The organism is Streptomyces sp. NPDC054956 (assembly GCF_053609185.1).
Genome location: NZ_JBSGXB010000590.1, coordinates 1 through 1,946 on the forward strand (window position 1 = coordinate 1; position 1,946 = coordinate 1,946).

The 1,946-nt window shown below is 70.3% G+C and carries 2 protein-coding genes; one reads left to right on the forward strand and one right to left on the reverse strand.

What is annotated here, in order from left to right:
• Positions 1-82: 82 nt before the first annotated feature.
• Complete coding sequence (glpX, locus tag ACWGDE_RS38540) at positions 83-1,114, reverse strand: class II fructose-bisphosphatase (RefSeq protein WP_453393748.1); 1,032 nt, start codon at positions 1,112-1,114, stop codon at positions 83-85.
• A 211-nt stretch (positions 1,115-1,325) separates the two neighbouring features.
• Between glpX and ACWGDE_RS38545 the strand changes: the two genes are divergently transcribed.
• Positions 1,326-1,853, forward strand: coding sequence for a DUF4245 domain-containing protein (locus tag ACWGDE_RS38545; RefSeq protein WP_453393749.1), 528 nt, complete (start codon positions 1,326-1,328; stop codon positions 1,851-1,853).
• Positions 1,854-1,946 lie beyond the last annotated feature (93 nt).

The window sequence follows — 1,946 nt, forward strand, 5'->3', positions numbered from 1 at the left end:
TTTTTAATACCCGCCGGGGGCCGGGGGGGGGGGGGTCCCCCCCCCCGGGGGAACCCCCCCTCACGTCTGTGCCGTCCGCGTCCTACTGGGCGCGGTCGAAGTCGATCGCGCTGTAGGCGCGGAGCTTCGAGAGGCGGTGGGTCGAGTCGATCTGCCGGATCGTGCCGGACTTGGAGCGCATGACCAGCGAGGAGGTCGTCGCGGTCTCCGAGCGGTAGTGGACGCCGCGCAGCAGCTCGCCGTCCGTGATGCCGGTGGCGACGAAGAAGACGTTCTCGCCGGAGACCAGGTCGTTGGTGTGCAGGACGCGGTCCAGGTCGTGGCCGGCGGCGATGGCCTTCTGGCGCTCGTCCTCGTCCTTGGGCCACAGCTTGCCCTGGATGGTGCCGCCGAGGCACTTGATGGCGCACGCCGAGATGATGCCCTCGGGGGTGCCGCCGATGCCCAGGAGCAGGTCCACGCCGGTGCCCTCGCGCACGGCCATGACCGAGCCGGCGACGTCGCCGTCGGAGATGAACTTGATGCGGGCGCCGGTCTCGCGGATCTCCTTGACGATGCCCTCGTGGCGGGGGCGGTCGAGGATGACCACGGTGACGTCCTCCACGGCCATGTTCTTGGCCTTGGCGACGCGGCGGATGTTGACGGAGACCGGGGCGTTGATGTCGACGAAGTCGGCGGCCTCGGGCCCGGTGACCAGCTTCTCCATGTAGAAGACCGCGGACGGGTCGAACATGGTGCCGCGGTCGGCGGCGGCCAGGACGGCGATGGCGTTCGGCATGCCCTTGGCGTTCAGGGTGGTGCCGTCGATCGGGTCCACGGCGATGTCGACCTCGGCACCGGTGCCGTCGCCGACCCGCTCGCCGTTGAAGAGCATCGGGGCTTCGTCCTTCTCGCCCTCGCCGATGACGACGACGCCGTTCATCGAAACGGTGGAGATCAGGGTCCGCATCGCGTTGACGGCGGCGCCGTCGGCGCCGAGCTTGTCGCCGCGCCCGACCCAGCGGCCGGCGGCCATGGCGGCGGCCTCGGTGACCCGGACGAGTTCCAGGGCGAGGTTGCGGTCGGGTGCCTCCGGAGAGACTACGAGCTGGGGCGGCAGGTTGTGCTCGGTCATCGGAGCGCACCTTTCTGTACGGCGACGGCCGGGAGTGAGGGTCCCTGGACTCTATCGGTACGTCGACAAATTGAGCAGACCGGGTCACGTATGAGCGGTATATCGGTCAGCCGATTGTCCTGAGCGGACATCTTGCGGGCCGTGGGGCGCGCCACGCCGACCCCGGCGACGACCGCCGCGGGCGATGCGGGACGATGGTCCGGTGGCAGGTATGAGAGGCAAGCAGACGGTCCGGGACATGGTCCTATCGCTCGGGGTGCTCGGCATCGTCGTGGGTGTGATCTACATCTTCATCCCACATGACGAGAAGGCCGACCCGACGCGAGTGGTCGACTACCGCGTCGAGACGCTCACGGCCCGGCGCGCGGCCCCGTACCCCGTGGCGGCCCCCGTGGGGCTGGCCAAGGAGTGGCGGGCGACCTCGGTGACCTTCGACCGGAAGAAGGCGAACGCCTGGCACCTGGGCTTCCTGGACCCGAAGGACCAGTACGTGTCCGTCGAGCAGTCCACGGACGTCACGCCCGCCTACATCGCCCAGGTCACCCGGAAGGCGGAGGCCACCGGGCAGACGCAGCAGGTCGGGGACCAGGCCTGGGAGCGCTGGGACGGCGAGAAGTACGACGCCCTCGTGCGCCAGGAGCAGGGCCACGTCACGGTGGTGACCGGGACGGCCTCCTTCGAGGAGCTCGGGGAGATGGCCGCGGCTCTGGAGTTCAAGCAGGGCGCCGCGCAGCAGTAGGCGCGCGGCAGGCGCCCGCGGCAGGTGGCCGCGCCGGGCGCCGCGGTACGGAAAGCGCCGCGGTACGGAAAAAGGCCGCGCGCCCCGGTGTTC